This window comes from Rhodococcus rhodochrous (assembly GCF_014854695.1).
In the GTDB taxonomy this organism is placed as follows: domain Bacteria; phylum Actinomycetota; class Actinomycetes; order Mycobacteriales; family Mycobacteriaceae; genus Rhodococcus.
Genome location: NZ_CP027557.1, coordinates 68185 through 82828 on the forward strand (window position 1 = coordinate 68185; position 14644 = coordinate 82828).

Below are 14644 nucleotides of genomic sequence, written 5' to 3' on the forward strand. Positions count from 1 at the left end.
CCCGTGACGTCAGGATCACCCTGTAGCGTCACGTCATTCGGTGGCGTCGTGCCTCAACCTGCGTGCCGCGCGGTTCGCGACGGCGAGCGCCTCGGTGGCCGCCTCGAGGGCCTTCTCGAGGTCCTCGCGTGCGGCATCGCCACCGCCCTCGGAGGGCTGAGGGCGTAGGGCGGGGACGACATATCTGCGAAAGCGCAGGCGTGCGGCCTCGTCGGAGCGCTTGGGGTCCTCGGCCGCGAGAAAGGTCTGCTCGATGAGGTATTCGAGCAATTCCTCCAGCGGGATGTCGGTGCGGATGAGTCCTGCCTCCTGTCCGGTGCGGAGCAGGGGCTCGGAGACCGCCGAGGTGACGGCGAGGATGTCGGGATGGCGCGCCGACGCCGAATGCTGAGCCATGAGAGCGACGATCACCGGGTCCTCGGGGAGTTCCCGGGCGTTATAGGCCATCGTGTCTTCCATCTTGGCGAAGATGTCGCCGTGGCCGGCCGAGCGGTCGAGTGCGCGTTCGATATGACGCTCGGCGCGAAGCAGCCCTACCTGGACGATCATCTCCTGGGCCCCGCCGAGCTGCCGGAACGCCGTCGCTCGGGAGACACCTGCGCGTTCAGCGATCGCGGTCATGCTCACGGACACGGTGCCGCGGTGCCGGATCTCCTCGTCGGCGGCGCGGACGAGGCGCTCGCGCAAGCTCATCTCGTTGGTCGTCACGGACTCGTCCATCGGCACCACCTCACCCTAACGGTGGTCACTGCACGTCGTCCGGGGCACGCACACCGCGACATAGTAAACTTGGTAAAAAGTGTGATCCAGGTCTCGACTTACGCATCCGATGTTGCTACGGTGTGTCCAATGAGTCTCAGGCAGTGAGACCGATCGGGGGATTCGGTCTCACGATCTGCCGCGACCGTCAGTACTTCGTCTCTTTCGTCCACGTCGAAAGCAGGGCTTCATGAGACTTACGATCGACACCGCCAAATGCTCCGGCCACGCGCGCTGCTGGGAAGCCGCCCCCGAGGTCTTCGATATCGACGACAACGGATACGCCCTACCGCTCGACCGCGAGGTCTCCGAACCCGTCGACGCCGCGGTGCGCGCCGGCGTCGCCGCTTGCCCCGAGCGGGCCATCACGCTCTCCTGAATTCTCGTTACCTATGTGAACAGTCTGCACGACAACCGATCTCGTCCGTTTCTTCACACCTCCCCTCCCACCGGATCCGAAGCAAAGGACACCCCTCATGGGCCGTTTGCAGGACAAAGTCGTCTTCGTCACCGGCGTCGCCCGCGGTCAGGGACGCACTCACGCAGTGCGTCTGGCGCGCGAAGGCGCGAAGATCATCGGCGTCGACCTCTGCGACAACATCAAGACCAACGCCTACCCCCTGGCGTCGCCGGAGGATCTCACCGAGACCACCCGCCTCGTCGAGGAGGCCGGCGGCACACTGCTCACCACCGTCGCCGACGTCCGCGACCGCCAGGCCCTGTTCGACGCCGTGCAGCGCGGCGCCGAGGAGTTCGGCCGGCTCGACGGCATCGTGGCCCAGGCGGGAATCTGCCCCTTGGGAACCGACGATCCGCAGGCCTTCATGGACGCCTTCACCGTCGACTTCGTCGGTGTCGTCAACGCGGTCGAGGCCGGCCTTCCGCACCTCGCCGACGGCGGGTCGATCGTGGCCACCGGCAGCCTCGCGGCCCTGCTCCCCGGCGCCACCGACAATCCCACCAACGGCACGGGCGGACTCGGTTACTCCCTGGCCAAGCGGATGATCTCGTCGTTCGTCAACGACCTGTCGGTCGTGCTGGGACCGAAGAAGATTCGCGTCAACGCAGTACACCCCACGAACTGCAACACCGACATGCTCAACAGCGAGGTGATGTACCGGCAGTTCCGGCCCGATCTCGAGTCGCCCACCCTCGAGGACGCCCTGCCGGTCTTCCCCGTCATGAGCGTGATGAACGTGCCCTACGTCGAACCCGAGGACGTCACCGACACGGTGCTGTTCCTGCTCTCCGACGAGTCGCGGTACATCACGGGCATGCAGATGCGCGTCGATGCCGGCGGCTACGTGCGCAATCGTCCCGCCACCCCGGCCTTCTGAACTGCGCACGCAGTTCCTGCCCAGTACGGAGAATCCTGTGACACACGACTTTTCCCGGCTGTTCATCGACGGTGCCTGGGTCGACAGCGACGGCGGCGAGATCCTCGACGTCCACAATCCCGCGAACGGCGAACTCGTCGGCCGCGCCCCGCAGGCCACCGTCTCCGACGTCCGCCGGGCGATCGCCGCCGCCCGGCGCGCGTTCGACGAGGGACCATGGCCGCTCATGACCCCGCACGAACGCGCCCAGGTGATGCTGCGCATGGCCGACGCCCTCGACAAGCGCCGCGCCGAACTGGTCGACCTGAGCATCGCCGAGGCCGGTTCCACCCGGGCACTCGCCGAATACCTGCAGGTGGGTATTCCACTGCAGCACTTCCGCGACATGGCCGAACGCATCCTGCCGTCCTTCGATTTCGAGAAGCCCGTGCTCCCGACCATCGGACAGGGCATCGGGCAGGGCGTCGTGCTGCGCGAACCCGCCGGTGTCGCGGCCCTGATCTCGGCGTACAACTTCCCGCTCTTCCTCAACATCATGAAGGTCGCGCCCGCGCTCGCCGCCGGATGCACCGCGGTCCTCAAGCCGGCACCCACGACGCCTCTCGAGGCGCTGATCCTCGGCACGATCGCCGAGGAGGCCGGGCTCCCGCCGGGCGTGCTCAACATCGTCACCGGCGACACCGAGGCCGGCCGCGAACTCACCACCAGCCGCGACGTCGACCTGGTGAGCTTCACCGGCTCCGACACGGTGGGCCGCGCGGTCTACGAACAGGCCGCCCCCACCCTGAAGAAGGTCGTTCTCGAACTCGGCGGCAAGTCGGCCAACATCATCTGCGAGGACGCCGACCTGGCGAAGGTCGCCGAATCGGTGATCGGCAACATGGTCACCCACTCCGGGCAGGGATGCTCGCTGTTCACCCGCACTCTCGTGCACCGTTCCCGCTACGACGAACTCGTCGCCTACGTGACCGCGGGACTGGGGACCATCACGGTCGGCGACCCCGCAGATCCGAGTGTCATGATGGGTCCGCTCATCAGCGAGGCGCAGCGCACCAAGGTCGAGAAGCTCATCGCCCGCGGGGTCGAGGAAGGCGCGAAGATCGCTTTCGGTGGAGGTCGCCCCGCCGGACTCGACAAGGGTTACTTCGTCGAACCGACCCTGTTCGTCGACGTCGACAACTCGATGGACATCGCGCAGAAGGAGTTCTTCGGCCCGGTCGGTGTCATCATCCCGTTCGACGACGACGATCACGCCGTCCGTCTCGCCAACGAGAGCGAATTCGGCCTCGGGGGAAGCATATTCGCCGCCGACCCGGCGCGCGCCTACGGCATCGCCAAGCGCATCCGCACCGGTTTCGTGTCGATCAACGGAGGCGGTGGGGGAGTGACCCCGCACGTTCCGTTCGGTGGCTACAAGCAGTCGGGACTCGGACGCGAATGGGGCGCAGCCGGACTCGACGAGTACCTGGAAACCAAGGCCGTCACATGGAGCGCCGCCAGCGGCGGCTGAACCCCCTCACACTTTCTCTTCGTAAGGATCTGACATGACCCGAGCCGAATCCGACCGAGCCACCACCTCCGGTTGCCCCGTCCACAACTTCAACTACACCGAGCTGCAGAAGGCCGGCACGTGGTTCGAGAAGTACGACGAGCTGCGCAGTGAATCCGCCGTCTACCGGAACGAATTCGGTCCGGGTTTCTACTCGGTGGTGAATTACGAGGGCATCCTCGACCTGCTCCAGCGGCCCGACACCTTCTCGAACAGCGTCGTCACTCCGCTCGACCCGAACCCGGCCTTCAAGTGGATCCCGGAGATGCTCGACGGCGACGAGCACCACCAGTGGCGACGGCAGCTCGGCCCACTGTTCTCACCCAAGTGGGTGGAGTCGCTCGAACCACACATCCGTGAGTGTGCCGCGGGACTGGCCGACGAGATCGCGTCGCGGTCGGACAACCAGGTGGACTTCATGCGCGAGTTCGCGCAGGTCTTCCCCGCGACGATCTTCCTCGAACTCATGGGCATGCCGGTCGAGGAACTCGACCAGTTCATGGAGTGGGAACACGCGATCCTGCACGCCACCGCGAACGATCTCGAAGCCCACGGGGAGCGTCAGTTCGCGGCCATGCAGGCCGTGATGGGACGGTTCGCCTCGATCATCGCCGAGCGGCGTGCCGAACCCAAGGACGACATCGTCAGCAAGGCACTGACCTTCGAGATCGACGGTGAGCCCGTCAAGGACGAGGATCTGCTCTCCTTCTGCCTCCTGATGTTCATGGCCGGACTCGACACGGTGGCCGCGACCCTGGGATGGACGTTCTATCACCTGGCGTCGCATCCGGAGGATCGGGCGCGCATCGTCGAGGATCCGTCGATCATCCCCAGTGCGGTCGAGGAGTTCCTCCGCGCCTACGCGATCGTCGTTCCGGCCCGGAAGGTCATGCACGACACCGAACTCCAGGGTGTGCAGCTGAAGGCCGGCGACATGGTGAACTTCCCGCTGAGCGGCGCGACCCGCGACGAGGAGGCCTTCGACGGTGCTGCGGAGGTCGACATCGAACGCTCACCGAACAACCACATCGCCTTCGGTGCGGGTCCACACCGCTGCCTCGGCTCCCACCTCGCGCGACGTGAACTGCGTATCGCTCTGGAGGAGTGGCACAAGCGGATTCCGGAGTACCGCCTCGTTCCGGGTGTCGAGCTCACCGAGACCGGCGGTCAGCTCGGTCTCACCTCGCTGCCGATCGAATGGGACCGGGCCTGAGTTCGCCGGCCGCGAGCTCCCCGCACGGCGATCCCCGCACATCCAGGAGGACGTAATGCCATTGCAGGACCACATGCACCTGATCTCCACCGACGATCACCTGATCGAGCACCCGGCGTTGTGGTCGGACCGGTTGCCGTCGAAGTTCCTCGAAGCCGGCCCGAAGATCGTCGAGAAAGAACTGCCGAAGGCCATCCACGTCGGCGACGGCGACCGCGCGCTCGACGCCGCGACCAAGATCGCGCAGGTGTGGGAGTACGAGGGACGTATCTACCCGTACATCGGCCTCAACGCCGTGGCGGGCAAGAAGCCCGAGGAGTACGGCGTCGAACCCACGCGGTACGACGAGATGCTGCCGGGCTGCTACGACCCGAAGGCCCGTGTGCAGGACATGGACATCGACGGTGTGCAGGCCACCCTGTCGTTCCCGTCCTTCCCCCGGTTCGCCGGCACCGTCTTCCTCGAGGGGCAGGACAAGGATTTGGCCCTGCTCTGCGTGCAGGCGTGGAACGACTACATTCTCGACGAATGGTGCCCCACCGCACCCGATCGCCTGGTCCCGCTGACGATCCTGCCGCTGTGGTCGGTGGAGGAGGCCGTCAAGGAGGTGCACCGCACCGCCGCGAAGGGTTCGCGCGCCATCTCGTTCGTGGAGAACCCCGTCCCGCTCGGTCTGCCGTCCTTCCACACCGATCACTGGGACCCGCTGTTCTCGGCGGTGGAGGAGACCGGCCAGCCGCTGTGTGTGCACTTCGGCACGTCGGGTCAGGCACCGATCACCGCTCCCGAAGCACCGATGGCGGTGATGATCGCACTCTTCGGCTGCAACTCGATGTACGCGACCGCCGACCTGCTGTTCTCGCCGGTCTTCCACAAGCATCCGCGCCTGAAGTTCATGCTCTCCGAGGGTGGCATCGGCTGGGTGCCCTACATGCTCGAGCGGATGGACCAGACCTGGCAGAAGCACCGCTACTACCAGAACATCAATCAGAGCGTCCGGCCGTCGGAGTTGTTCGCCAAGCATATCTACGGCTGCTTCATCGACGACCAGTTCGGTGTCGACAACCGCGCGGCCGTGGGCATCGACAACATCACCTGGGAGGGTGACTACCCGCACTCCGACTCGAACTGGCCCAACAGTCGCAAGGTGGTCCAGGAGCAGATGCGCCTGGTGCCCGACGAGGACGTCCATAAGATCGTCGAACTCAACGCGCGGGGGCTGTTCAATTTTCCGCGTGCGTGATCCGGCCCGACGAGAGGGAATCCGACATGGAGGAACCGATCACGCAGATCCCGGAGGACGACTGGGCCGATCAGGATCTGCTGACCCGCGATCTGGCGGGATCTCTCCTCGACGAGGAGATCGAGGCCGAACGCGAACGTCTCGCGAGGCTCGACCGAGGTGAAGGGGGAGACGACATCGTGATGTCGCGGGAAGACATGGAGCGCAGACTCGCCGCGATGATCGCCGTGCGCGATCGCGTGCGCGGCGAGGGCCGGCCGGCTCCGTTGAGAGGACTTCCGGAATGACGGATTCCACTGTTGCCGAAGAATTCACGACGGACGGTGGATTCACGGCGGAGGACGACGGTCTGCATCCCGTCTCCGACAACTTCTACGAGACGGAGACCTTCTGGTTCTCGTTCTTCGTGCCGGAGCGCAACATCGGTGCCTGGGTGTACGTGAGCGTCCGGGCCAACGCCGGCACGACCGGTGGGGGATTGTGGTTGTGGGACCACACCGGTAGCGAACCGTGGAATGTTCCCTTCTTCGAGGGGTTCTCGCATCTCAAGCCACCGAAGTTCGAGGACGGTGTGCTGACGAGCCCCACGGGAGCGACGATCACGGTCGTGCAGCCGGGGATGGAGTACTCGGTCCGCTACGACGATCGCGACCGCATCACCGCCGACCTGCACTTCGTCGGGCTCGAGCGGCCGGTGCCGCTCCGCAGCGGGTCACCGCCGTATCCGTCGGCGTCGCACTACGACCAGACCGGACGCGTCACCGGCACCGTCGTGCTCGACGGCGAACGCATCGACGTCGACTGCTACGCGATGCGCGACCGTTCGTGGGGGCCGCGGACCGAACGTGGCTACCGCCGTGTGGGTTACACATGGCTGGCCGATCCGCAGCTCACCCTCCTCACCTATTCGGCACCCACCGACGACAGCGACGACATCCACTCCGGGTATGTGCGCCGGGGAGAGGACGTCGTCGCGGTGCGCGGCGGGCACCGGAAGGCCGGCCGCGATCCCGAGCGAGGATGGATCGAGTCGCTGGATCTGACCGCGGTCGACGAGAGCGGTGCCGAGATCACCGTGAGCGGTCGCGCTCGGAGCCGCCTGATCCTGCCGGGATCGACGAACATCTGCATCAACACGTTGCTCGAGTTCGACGTGGACGGCCGCATCGTCTACGGCGAGGACCAGGACGTCTGGCCGATCAAGGAGTTCCGGGCAGCGGTACGTCCCGGCTGACGATCGGTCGTCAACCCAGGGTTGACGGGTTCCATGCGTCAACTTAGAGTTGACGCATGGAACCCATTCGTCCTTCCCATCCCATCCGGCTCGACGACCTCATCGACGCGATCAAGAAGGTCCACGATGATCCACTCGAACAGCTCTCCGATGCCGTCATCGCGGCCGACCACCTCGGCGAGGTCGCCGATCACCTGATCGGACACTTCGTCGACCAGGCCCGACGTTCCGGCAAGTCGTGGTCGGAGATCGGCCAGAGCATGGGCGTGTCCAAGCAGGCAGCCCAGAAACGGTTCGTGTCGAAGAGCGACAACGACCTCGACCCCGAGCAGGGGTTCTCGCGATTCACCCCGCGCGCACAGAACACCGTGATGGCGTCGATGAACGAAGCACGTGCCACGGGAAGCCGCGAGATCACGCCCGTCCATCTGATCCTCGGTCTGCTCGTCGACACCGAGTCGCTCGCCGCCCGCGCACTCGCGGCCCAGGACGTCGACTTCGCGGCGCTGCGCTCGGCCGCCGTGGCGACGCTCCCCGAACCGACGAGCGACGTCCCCGAACTCGTCCCGTACGACGCGGGTGCCCGCAAGGCCCTCGAGCTGACCTTCCGCGAAGCCCTGCGACTCGGGCACAACTACATCGGCACCGAGCACATCCTCCTCGCGCTCCTCGAACTCGAGAACGGCGACGGCGTGCTCTCGGCGGCCGGCGTGAACAAGAGCGCCGTGGAGAAGAAGGTCGCGGAGGATCTCGCCGCGATCGTCGAGGCCCAGCAGGCCGAGGACGGCAAGACCGGGTCGTAGGACCGGCGGGACCTGCGCGCCCGTGGCGCGGGCACGTTCCTGCGGCCAGGTTCGCCGACGGCCCCCTCGGGGTACGTCGAAGTCATGAACACACGCCACGCATGTCTCGTCGCGGGCTTCTCCGTCGCCACGCTCGTGGCCGCCGGGTGCAGCAGCGACGACTCGTCGACCGATACCGAGACCACCGTCGAGACCCCGCCCACTTCGCTCACGACCACCACCACCGATTCCATGCCCACGCCGCTGCCCGGAATGAGTGGCGACGCCTTCGGGCTCCCGAACGAGGGAGGCGACGACGACAACGCCTTCACCTACGACGAAGCGGCCGTGCCGGTCGGCGCGACCTTCGACGTCGAATCCGAAGAGGAGAACGGCCGGACCACCGTCACCCTCAGGGTGATGGGTCTGCAACCCGATCGGGACTTCGGGGCGCACGTCCACACGCAGCGGTGCGGGCCGAACCCGCCCGATTCGGGGCCGCACTACCAGAACCAGGTCGACCCGGCGGCGAACCCCGACTCGCCGTCCACCGATCCCGCCTACGCCAATCCTCAGAACGAGATCTGGCTCGACATCACCACCGACGCGCAGGGCAACGCCGAGGCGTCCACGACCGTCGATTGGGAGTTCCGCGACGACGAGGCCAATTCGGTGGTGCTCCACGCCCAGCACACCATGACCGCACCGGGTGAGGCAGGGCAGGCCGGCGACCGGCTCGCCTGCATCGACGAGGACTTCTGACCCGGACGACGCAATGACGACCCGACGGTCCGGTGGGTGACGGCCACCCGCCGGACCGTTCTCGTGCCGTGAATCGGGCTCGGGCGAACGACTTCCGTGCCATGCTGACGCCGGAACCGGTGAAGGAGGAGCGTGGATGGAACCCGTCGTCGACACCACCGGCGGACGAGTACGCGGTACGACCGTCGGCGGCACGGCCGTCTTCAAGGGCATCCCGTACGCCGCCGCACCTTTCGATGAACTGAGATTCGCGGCGCCCGCACCTGTTCCCCGGTGGGACGGCGTGCGCCCCGCGACCGAGTTCGGTCCCACCGCCCCGAAGGCGCCGTACGCCCCGCCGATCGACCAGCTCCTGCACGAACCGTCGATCCCTGGCGAGGACGTCCTCGGCCTCAACGTGTGGAGTCCCGATCTCTCCGGCTCGCTGCCCGTGATGGTATGGATCCACGGTGGTGCGTTCGCGCACGGCAGCAGCGCGGTGGCGCTGTACGACGGTGCGAACTTCGCGCGCGACGGTGTCGTCTTCGTCAGCATCAACTACCGACTGGGCGCAGAGGGATTCGCGCTCCTCGACGACGCGCCGGCGAACCGCGGTCTCCTCGATCAGGTTGCCGCCCTCGAATGGGTCCGCGACAACATCGCGGCCTTCGGCGGCGACCCGGATCGAGTGACGATCGCCGGTGAATCGGCGGGGGCGATGAGTGTGGTCTCCTTGCTGGCGATGCCCGCCGCCCGCGGGCTGTTCCGTCGCGCGATCGCCCAGAGCGGCGCCGGACACTCGGTGATGTCGGCCGGCACCGCGCGGACGGTCGCCGGCGCCCTGGGCGACATGCTCGGCGTCGCCCCGACCCGCGTGGCGTTCGCCGGGATCGACCCGAAGGTGCTCGTCGACGCGCAGGAACGTCTCACGGCCCGGATCCGCGGTGAGCGCGACCCGGCGACATGGGGTGAGATCGCCACCGATTCGATGGCCTTCGAACCGTGCGTGGACGGGACCGTGCTCCCGGGCCGGCCGATCGACCTCGTGGGGAAGGGCGCGGGATCCGACGTCGATGTGCTCATCGGCCACAACGACGACGAGATGACGCTGTTCTTCGTGCCTCTCGGGGTCGACGGACTGCTCGACGAGGCCGCTGCGCGCGGACTCGCCGCCGCCTACGGCCTCACCGATCCGGAGGCGTTCGACGCCTACCGTCGCGCCCGGCCCGATGCTCGTCCCGGTGAGGTGGCCATGCACATCGTGCGCGACTGGATGTACCGCATCCCGGTGCTCCGCGTCGCGGAGGCGCGTGCCGCACACGACGCCGAAACCCATGTCTACCGGTTCGATTGGAAGTCGCCGCTGTTCGACGGCCGGCTCGGCGCGACCCACGCGCTCGACATCGGTTTCGTGTTCGACAATCTCCATCTCCCTCAGGCCGCGGCGCTCGCGGGTTCCGCACCTCCGCAGGAGCTGGCGACGCGGATGCACCGGGCGTGGGTGGACTTCGCGACCACGGGTTCGCCGGGATGGCCGCCCTACGGGGACGAACGCACCGAGATGCTCTTCGGCGACACGTGTACGACCGCCGACGACCACGAGGCCGATCTGCGGACGCTGTGGGACGGAATTCGCTGACCGAGTTTGATCTTTGTTCCCACGGGTAGTCGTGGGGAAGACGTGCCCAGCCCCGGATATCCACTCGACAGACGACAGCCACGAATCGGAGTTCCCATGCCCGCCGACACCCCGAAGATCCCCGGTGTTCCCTCGTCCACCGTGCCGTCCGTGGAGGAACCCACGACGCCCACGACTCCGCCCGAGCCCAAGCCGGAGCAGGCCGAGCCCGAGGTCAGGACGGCCACCGGTACTCCCGCGGATCTGCCGCGCGGTCGTGCCCAGCAGGGGGAGTACCTGACGACGGCTCAGGGTGCGCGGCTGACGGATACCGACCACTCCCTCAAGGCGGGCCGGCGTGGTCCGATCCTGTTGCAGGATCATCACTTCCGCGAGAAGATCACCCACTTCGACCACGAACGCATCCCGGAGCGTGTGGTGCACGCCCGCGGCGCCGGCGCCCACGGCGTCTTCCGCGCGACGGGCGCGGCGAGCTCGATCACGCGTGCCCAGTTCCTCCAGAAGGACGTGGAGACACCGGTGTTCGTGCGGTTCTCGACGGTGCTCGGTTCTCGTGGCTCGGCCGACACGGTGCGAGACACCCGCGGTTTCGCGACGAAGTTCTACACCGAGGAAGGCACGTTCGACCTCGTCGGCAACAACATCCCGGTGTTCTTCATCCAGGACGCCATCAAGTTCCCCGACATCATCCACGCGGGCAAGCCGCACCCGGATCGTGAGATCCCGCAGGCGCAGAGCGCCCACGACACTTTCTGGGACTTCGTCTCGCTCCACACCGAGGCCACGGCCCACACGATGTGGAACATGTCCGACCGCGGCATCCCGCGCTCCTACCGCATGATGGAGGGCTTCGGCGTCCACACCTTCCGCGTGGTCAACGCCGAGGGCGACACCGCGCTGGTGAAGTTCCACTGGAAGCCGCGCCTCGGCGTGCACTCGCTGGTGTGGGAGGAGGCCCAGCTCATCAACGGTTTCGACCCGGACTTCCACCGCCGCGACCTCGCCGACGCGATCGAGGCCGGTGCCTACCCCGAGTGGGATCTCGGTGTGCAGGTCTTCCCGGACACCCCGGAACAGACTTTCGAGGGGATCGACCTGCTCGATCCCACCAAGATCGTTCCCGAGGAACTCGCGCCCGTGCAGATCATCGGCACGATGGTCCTCAACGCCAACCCCACCAACTTCTTCGCCGAGACCGAACAGGTCGCCTTCCACCCGGGCCATCTCGTTCCGGGCATCGACGTCACCGACGATCCGCTGCTGCAGGGCCGTCTGTTCTCCTACCTCGACACCCAGCTGACGCGACTCGGCGGACCGAACTTCGGGCAGATCCCGATCAACCGTCCGCACGCACCCGTCAACGACATGTTCCGCGACGGCTTCCACCAGCACGCCGTCCACACGGGTGTCGCTCCGTACAAGCCGAACTCGCTCGACGCGGGATGCCCGTTCATGGCCGGTGTCACCGAAGGTGCCTTCGTCGATCTGCCGGTGGAGGTGCCGGCGGCGAAGAAGGAGCGTGAGGTCTCCCGGTCGTTCGACGACCACTACACGCAGGTCCGCCAGTTCTACCTGAGCCTGTCGGAGATCGAGCAGGACCACGTGGCCTACGCCTACACCTTCGAGCTGGGCAAGTGCTACGAGCAGTCCATCAAGGAACGGCAGCTGCAGATCCTGGCGAACATCGACACCGGACTGTGCGCGAAGGTGGCGGCCGGTCTCGGTCTGCCGGCTCCGAAGCCGACCGTCGAGGTCTCCGATCTCCCGCAGAGCCCCGCGCTGGCGCAGGTCGGCAAGACGTGGCCCGTGCAGGGCCGGTTGATCGGCATCGTCGCCGACGACACCACCGACGTCGACCAGGTGCTCGCGGCCGTGCAGGCCGTGGATGCGGCCGACTGCGTCCCGCTGGTCGTCGCCCCGCACGGCGGGATGCTCGGGGGAATCGTGCCGATCTCGCGCACCTTCCTCACGGCCCGCTCGATCGAGTTCGACGCGGTGATCATGGCGACGACCGTCCCCGACACGAGGGTCCGGATCCTCGTCGACGAGATGTTCAGGCATCACAAGGCACTGGCCGCGTGGGGCGCCGGTGCGGCGGCACTGGAGGAGCTGAAGGCACCGGGTGTCGAGATCGTGGACGGACCGGAAACGGCCGTCGCGCAGGTGCTGGAGCTGCTGGGTACCCACCGTGTGTGGGATCGAGACGCCGTGTGACAGACCTCACCCGAGCTCGTCTTCCGAAGTTCGGGTGCCCCAAGTTATTCTTTCGTTACCTCTGGCCGCAGCTGATTCTCATCGCTGCGGCCAGTTGTTATTTACGCCCAGGTCAGGGCACGAATCGCATCATCGGGTGAATCGCGCTGCCGCGCCCACGAACGGGTCGCGCAGAGCCGTGAACCGGCGTGCGGTCGCCACCCGGGCAAGGGTTCGGGACGCGCGCACCAGCCGCTGGGTGCGGCGCCGCCGGGTGCGGTCGTATCGCTCCAGCGCCTCGGTCACCGGATGCTCGGACAGCAGGACCGCGAGTGTCGCGCCGTCGATCATCGCCTCGCACGCGCCGCGACCGAGATTCGGTGCCATCGCGTGAGCGGCGTCACCGATCAGCGCGACGTTGCCGTGGACGAAGGACGGCAGCGGGGGCGATTCGTACAGATCGTGGTGCAGCACGTCGGCGGGGTCGATCCGATCGAGCACGTCGCGCACGGCCGGGTGCCAGTCGCGGTAACGCTCGCGCAGTTCGTCGATGCTCCCCGCTCCGCCGGCCGGGGCGCGCACGGCGGCGAACCAGTTGGTCAGATCCCCGTCACGCGGGGTGATGCCGAACAGCGCGCCCGGTCCCCACGACTCGCTCGTCGTCGGCACCGTGCCCGATACCCAGCCGCGCCACGCCGAGTAGCCGGTGTACACGGGACGGTAGGCGGGACCGAACAGCCGGTCGCGCGTCGCGCTGTTGATGCCGTCCGCTGCGATCACGACGTCGTAGGCGGCGAGATCGGGCAACCCGGGTGCCGGCGCTCCGAACCGGACGGCATCGGACGGAAGCCCCTCGGCCAGGATCGTGAGCAGTTTCGGCCGGGAGAGAAGGACGACCGGTCGCGCCAAGGTGCGGATGCGTCCGATCACCCGCCCGTCCCATCGCAGGAAGGCCGCGCCGTCCTGCAGCACGCCGAGCTTCTCCACCTGCCCGCCGAGACCGGAGCCGCAGCCGGCGGTGGTCAGGGCGTCGAGGGCTTCGGCCCACATGCCGAGTGCGGTGCCCGTCTCCGGAAGGGAGGGTGCGCGTTCGAAGACGTCGACGTGCCAGTCGCGCCGGACGAGCGCGTTGGCGACGGTGAGCCCGCCGATCCCTCCGCCGAGGATCGCTGCTTTGCCGTGTCGTGCGGTCATGACCCGACCGTACTACGGATGTAGTGTCGTGTCACTACTCCTGTAGTGAATCTCGTAGGATCGAGTCGTGACCGACGAACGCCCTCGGGTGGCAACCGACAAGCGCACAGCGGTTCTCGACGCTGCGATCCATCTGGTGGGGACCGAAGGGCTGCGCGCCCTCACCCACCGCCGCGTCGATGCCATGGCGGGTGTGCCGGCCGGATCCACGTCGAACTACTTCCGCACCCGCCAGGCCCTCGTCGAAGGAGTGCTCGACAGGCTCCTCGAGCAGGACCGGGTCCAGCTCGCGGCGATCGGCGCCGCGTTGCCGGGCGACGCGCGTGAGCTCGAAGACCTGATGCACGGTTATGTGATGTTCGTTACGGGGGACGACCTCGTGCGAACCCGCGCACGCTTCGCGATGTTCGTCGAGGCGATGGCGACGCCCGAACTGCGTGCCGGGGTCGAGACCCGCCGCAGCGAACTGCGCGGATGGATCGGGACGGTGCTCGCGGGCCTCGACGTCGACGATTCCGTCACCGCCGCGCGGGTTCTCATCGACTACCTGGACGGACTGATCCTGCATCGCTGCACCTCGCACGACGACGGACCGGACCCGCGCGACGGCGTGTCCCGGATGGTGCGAATGCTCCTTTCCACGGCAGGGTGACGCCCGCGATTCCGGTGCGTTACGGCTGCGTTTCCGCAGGTGGGCGGGAGAATAGGGCAGGCTTGCTTGCATTACCCCCCGCCACCTGGCATATCGTTCATTTCGAAG

Annotated in this window: 14 protein-coding genes; 12 read left to right on the forward strand and 2 right to left on the reverse strand. The window is 67.1% G+C overall.

All coding sequences use genetic code 11. From position 1 onward, the window contains the following. Positions 1 to 33 precede the first annotated feature (33 nt). On the reverse strand, positions 34 to 720 hold the full coding sequence (locus C6Y44_RS00320; protein WP_159417076.1) for a TetR/AcrR family transcriptional regulator: 687 nt from the start codon (positions 718 to 720) through the stop codon (positions 34 to 36). 229 nt (positions 721 to 949) lie between these two features. Here C6Y44_RS00320 and C6Y44_RS00325 point away from each other — a divergent pair, with 229 nt between their 5' ends. The 11 genes from C6Y44_RS00325 to C6Y44_RS00375 all read left to right on the forward strand — a co-directional run bounded on the left by C6Y44_RS00325 (position 950) and on the right by C6Y44_RS00375 (position 12711). Beyond that, positions 950 to 1138, forward strand: coding sequence for a ferredoxin (locus tag C6Y44_RS00325; RefSeq protein ID WP_016691128.1), 189 nt, complete (start codon positions 950 to 952; stop codon positions 1136 to 1138). A gap of 97 nt (positions 1139 to 1235) precedes the next feature. Then, positions 1236 to 2096 (forward strand): mycofactocin-coupled SDR family oxidoreductase, encoded by an 861-nt coding sequence (locus C6Y44_RS00330; protein ID WP_159417075.1) that lies wholly within the window; start codon positions 1236 to 1238, stop codon positions 2094 to 2096. Between the two features lie 37 nt (positions 2097 to 2133). Continuing rightward, positions 2134 to 3606, forward strand: a complete 1473-nt coding sequence (locus C6Y44_RS00335) for an aldehyde dehydrogenase family protein (RefSeq protein WP_085468691.1) — start codon at positions 2134 to 2136, stop codon at positions 3604 to 3606. Positions 3607 to 3640: 34 nt separating this feature from the next. Further along, entirely contained in the window at positions 3641 to 4858 is a 1218-nt protein-coding gene (locus tag C6Y44_RS00340; protein ID WP_159417074.1) for a cytochrome P450, read from the forward strand. 55 nt (positions 4859 to 4913) lie between these two features. Then, entirely contained in the window at positions 4914 to 6101 is a 1188-nt protein-coding gene (locus C6Y44_RS00345) for an amidohydrolase family protein (protein ID WP_085468693.1), read from the forward strand. A gap of 26 nt (positions 6102 to 6127) precedes the next feature. After that, a complete protein-coding gene (locus C6Y44_RS00350) occupies positions 6128 to 6388 on the forward strand; it encodes a hypothetical protein (RefSeq protein ID WP_037189688.1) in 261 nt (86 codons plus the stop codon). Continuing rightward, positions 6385 to 7335: a DUF7065 domain-containing protein gene (locus tag C6Y44_RS00355; RefSeq protein WP_085468694.1), complete on the forward strand. Its 951-nt coding sequence runs from the start codon at positions 6385 to 6387 to the stop codon at positions 7333 to 7335. The genes C6Y44_RS00350 and C6Y44_RS00355 overlap by 4 nt, the downstream gene beginning before the upstream one ends. A gap of 56 nt (positions 7336 to 7391) precedes the next feature. Beyond that, positions 7392 to 8138: a Clp protease N-terminal domain-containing protein gene (locus C6Y44_RS00360; protein WP_085468695.1), complete on the forward strand. Its 747-nt coding sequence runs from the start codon at positions 7392 to 7394 to the stop codon at positions 8136 to 8138. Between the two features lie 84 nt (positions 8139 to 8222). Continuing rightward, positions 8223 to 8879: a superoxide dismutase family protein gene (locus C6Y44_RS00365; protein WP_085468696.1), complete on the forward strand. Its 657-nt coding sequence runs from the start codon at positions 8223 to 8225 to the stop codon at positions 8877 to 8879. 136 nt (positions 8880 to 9015) lie between these two features. Then, positions 9016 to 10497, forward strand: a complete 1482-nt coding sequence (locus C6Y44_RS00370; protein ID WP_159417073.1) for a carboxylesterase/lipase family protein — start codon at positions 9016 to 9018, stop codon at positions 10495 to 10497. A gap of 96 nt (positions 10498 to 10593) precedes the next feature. Further along, positions 10594 to 12711 carry a catalase gene (locus C6Y44_RS00375; RefSeq protein ID WP_159417072.1) on the forward strand — a complete coding sequence of 706 codons (2118 nt, stop codon included), beginning with the start codon at positions 10594 to 10596 and terminating at the stop codon, positions 12709 to 12711. 129 nt (positions 12712 to 12840) lie between these two features. Here the strand turns inward: C6Y44_RS00375 and C6Y44_RS00380 are convergent, their stop codons facing one another. After that, entirely contained in the window at positions 12841 to 13884 is a 1044-nt protein-coding gene (locus C6Y44_RS00380; RefSeq protein ID WP_085468699.1) for an FAD-dependent monooxygenase, read from the reverse strand. 67 nt (positions 13885 to 13951) lie between these two features. On the opposite strand from C6Y44_RS00380, the gene C6Y44_RS00385 reads away from it, so the two are divergent. Continuing rightward, positions 13952 to 14536 carry a TetR/AcrR family transcriptional regulator gene (locus C6Y44_RS00385; protein WP_159417071.1) on the forward strand — a complete coding sequence of 195 codons (585 nt, stop codon included), beginning with the start codon at positions 13952 to 13954 and terminating at the stop codon, positions 14534 to 14536. Positions 14537 to 14644 lie beyond the last annotated feature (108 nt).